Source organism: Collinsella sp. AF20-14LB (assembly GCF_003459505.1).
Lineage (GTDB): Bacteria > Actinomycetota > Coriobacteriia > Coriobacteriales > Coriobacteriaceae > Collinsella.
In genome coordinates, this window is the sequence record NZ_QRWD01000036.1 from 1 (window position 1) to 3,443 (window position 3,443).

The following is a 3,443-nucleotide window of genomic DNA, read 5'->3' on the forward strand; positions in this document are numbered from 1 at the left end:
ACATTTGTCGAGCAGGCTCATGTCCTGCCCCTCGTCGCGCATGACCTGCTCGATGGCCGCGCGTGCGTCCGAGAAATCGCCCTGGTTCCCGTTTACCGAGAAGGTGCTGTTGAGCTTGATATAGACCGTATGCATCTCCTGCGTATCGCCGATTGTGTCCACCAGCATAAAGTGGACGGTCGAATGCTTCGGGACATCCGATACCTCGATGGTCGTGTCGCGGTCGAGGCGAATCTTATGGACATCCTTGTCAATCCCGAAGCCTTGCGGTGCGACCGTCTCCTTCACCCAGTAGTCCATGTTCGCAATCAGCTTGTTCGTCCCGTTGACCGCCGAGAGGGTAGCCTCGCCGTTCTCGTCCGTCTTGAAGGTCCCGCACTTGCGGGTGCAGGCCTCGTCGCAGTAGATGGCGTACTCGGCTCCGGCGAGAGAGAAGTACTCCGGATCGATCTTTGTGACATCGGGGTTGGTTGAGGACTTCTTCAGGCTTAACGAGCAGAAGTTGCCGATAGACTGAAAGTCGAACTGGAACCCGTCGCCATACACCGTGTCGCCGCGGACGCACGAGATGCTGGGTCCCTTGTATGCGATGATGGCGCAAGTCCGGTCGCTCACCTCGTTTACACGAGACGAGATGCAGCTGTAGCCGTCGAAGTTGGTGAAGAAGAGCTGGGTGTCCACTCCCCGCGGGATGAAATAGGCGTCCTGATTGTTCTCGGCGGGGCTGATCCACTCATATCCGCCGCCGTCACACTGTATGCTCCTAGCGCCGAGGTACGCCCAATCGAGGTCGATATACTCGCCGGGCCTGTCGGAATAGAAGAACTGATATACCATCTTTATCGACTTCAGCCCCAGTAGCCAGTGACAACTGTCCCACGCCGCGAAGGCGTCGCTCACCAAGAAGAAGCTCTTCGTGCCGAAGTGCTGCTGGTAGAATTGGGCGAGCTTCTGGTTGAAACCCGCGTTGTTGTTGTAGCCGTTGCCAACGGCGGGATTCGAGAGCGTGAGCGTGCATCCCACGGGCTTCCCGTTATAGGTTCCAATGCTATTCCACGTGACGCTCGCGCGGTATCCGGAGTTGTCCATCGGTAGAATCGTGTAGGGATGCCCATTGTTCAGAAAGAGCTGTGCTTTGTCCCCCCTGTGGAAGACGTCATCATAGGTTGGGGTCCAGCTTGTGTGCGTCGCCCTGCCGGCGCTGTGCCACCAGCCGGTGGGGTGCGATGAGATGCCGTTGACACTCATGGGAACGGCGAGCCCCGATGGCTTAACCTTCGGGTTATCGGGCGCAAACTCCTCGAATCTACTCATCGAATAGGTCGATATGCCTATCGCGTCGAAGACCGAGCGCATCACGACCCCCAGGGGGCTGGAGGGTCTGGCAACCGCGTCGGTCACTGCCGCCGCAGCCGTGATCCCGCCCCCGGCGATAAGGGCCCTTCTGGAAAAGGCTAAGCCTTTAGAGGCCCCCCCCCCCCCGAAGTGATTCCGACATCGATGTGGCGTTTACTTTCGCCCACAATTACCTCCTGAGTACGTCATCCTAAGTATCCACTAGACGGTAGTCCTGTATACGAGGTGATTTAGAGTATTGCCGCAGCGGCAAGAAGCATCGAACGCCCCAAAGGCAGGGCGCTTCGTAAGAGCGATAGGGGGCGGAGAAAATCTCTGCCCCATTACAGTCTGAAATAGGCCATCGATAAATTTCGATGGCGAGCATTCGGCGCATTGCCTACGATACGGGCAAGCCCCGAGGGGCCGCCGATCGGGCGCCTCCGGATGGCCGTCTGCCCCTGCCCCGTAGAGGGCCCGGGGGGGGTGTTGCCACCGGGGGCGCTCGCCGCTCCGGACGACTGATAGGAAACTGCCGGGCGCAAGCGCCACGGCCAGGTAATGTGGGTGTCGCGGGGAGGGGTTCCGATCGGCCTACCGATTGGAGGATACCACCGTGGCACCAATTAGAATGCCGGAAGCCGTCATCGGGCTCGATGTCGGGAAATCGTCCCACTGGGCATGCGTCGCGACTCGAGATGGCGAGGTGCTGTTGAGCACCCCCGTCGCGAACAGGGAGGACGACCTGGACTCGCTGTTCGGCCGCTTCCCCGATGCGCTCGTGGTCGTCGACCAGTCGCGCAACATAGGCGCCCTCGCGCTCGCCCGCGCCAGGGCGGCCGGGATGTCGGCGGCGTACCTGCCGGGACTCGCGGCGCACGGGGCCGCCAGGCTCTTCGCCGGCGACGCCAAGACCGACGAGCGAGACGCGATGGTCATCGCGAAGACGGCGCTTGGCATCCCCGACGCGCTCCTGCCGGTCGGAGACCCGGGTCCGACGATTGCGGCGGCGAGGGCGCTGGCCGCCCAGAGGAACTTCCTGACCTGCGAGAACACTAGGAATAAGAACCGGCTGCGCAGCATCCTGCTGGAATCGTGCCCCGCCTTCGAGGCACTGGTCGACCTGTCCGACGGGCCCCAGCTGAGGCTCATGGCATCCCTCGGCGGGGCCTGGTCGGTAGCCGACGCCGGGCCCCGCAGGGCGGCGGCGCTCACGCGTGGGGCGCCGCGCGGTAAGATCGAGGCCCTCGTCCGCTCGACAACCTCCTCGACAAGGCCGGATGCGTCGGTCGTCGCCGCCGAGGACCGGGCGGTGAAACTGCTCGCGCGCAGGATATCCGAGAACTCGGCGGAGATCGAGGCGATCACGGCGGAGATCTCCGCCCTGCTCGAGGGCGACGATACCTACCGATGCCTCCTGACGGTGCCGGGCATCGGGCCCAAAACCGCTTCCGAGCTTGCGATCTCCATCGACATCGAAGACTTCCCCAGTCACGACAGGCTCGCGTCGCACTGCGGCTTGGCGCCGCGCAACCGCCAGTCGGGAACCTCGATCTCCTCGGTGACGGCATCGCGCCAAGGCAACAAGAGGCTGAAGAACCTGCTCATATTCTCATGCAACTGCCTTACCCGGACAGAGGGGAGATGGGGCGACTACTACACCAGGTGCCGAGAGCGGGGCATGTCGCACGGCAAGGCGCTCAAGGCGCTGGCGCGAAAGAGACTGAAGGTCATCTACGCGGTCATGCGAGACAGGGTGCCTTACGCAGCCTAGCCGAAACGCACCGAGCAGACTGAAGCCCACCGGCCTAATGGCTTGGCGTCAGCATGCCGCGATCCGGTCGCACGGAGAGCATTTCCCAGTTGACAAAACTATAGGAACACCCCCCTTTTACTTACTTCCTCCTGACGCCCACCACGCCGTCCGAGACGACCTCGGTCCAACGGATGTAGCGCACGGTATCCGCAGTCATCTTGACGGCGCTAGCGGCACGACCGCGGGAGCGCGAGCGTCCCGAGACGCCCGTCTCGGAAGTCTCCGAAACCTCAGCCGCCGCGTTCGCCTCGTCCGCGTCGAGCCACGCTTCGCACTTGTAGGTGCGCCACTG

Annotated in this window: 3 protein-coding genes; 1 reads left to right on the forward strand and 2 read right to left on the reverse strand. The window is 62.6% G+C overall.

Annotated features, from left to right (window positions below; genetic code table 11):
- Positions 1-1,314, reverse strand: a 1,314-nt coding sequence (locus DWX63_RS10935) for a prealbumin-like fold domain-containing protein (protein WP_199411199.1), incomplete at its 3' end; no start/stop codon positions are given.
- A 652-nt stretch (positions 1,315-1,966) separates the two neighbouring features.
- Here DWX63_RS10935 and DWX63_RS10940 point away from each other — a divergent pair.
- Positions 1,967-3,109, forward strand: a complete 1,143-nt coding sequence (locus tag DWX63_RS10940) for an IS110 family transposase (protein WP_117843724.1) — start codon at positions 1,967-1,969, stop codon at positions 3,107-3,109.
- Positions 3,110-3,230: 121 nt separating this feature from the next.
- On the opposite strand, the gene DWX63_RS11340 is transcribed toward DWX63_RS10940, so the two are convergent.
- The coding region (locus DWX63_RS11340) for a hypothetical protein (protein ID WP_158559687.1) at positions 3,231-3,443 on the reverse strand (213 nt) is incomplete at its 5' end.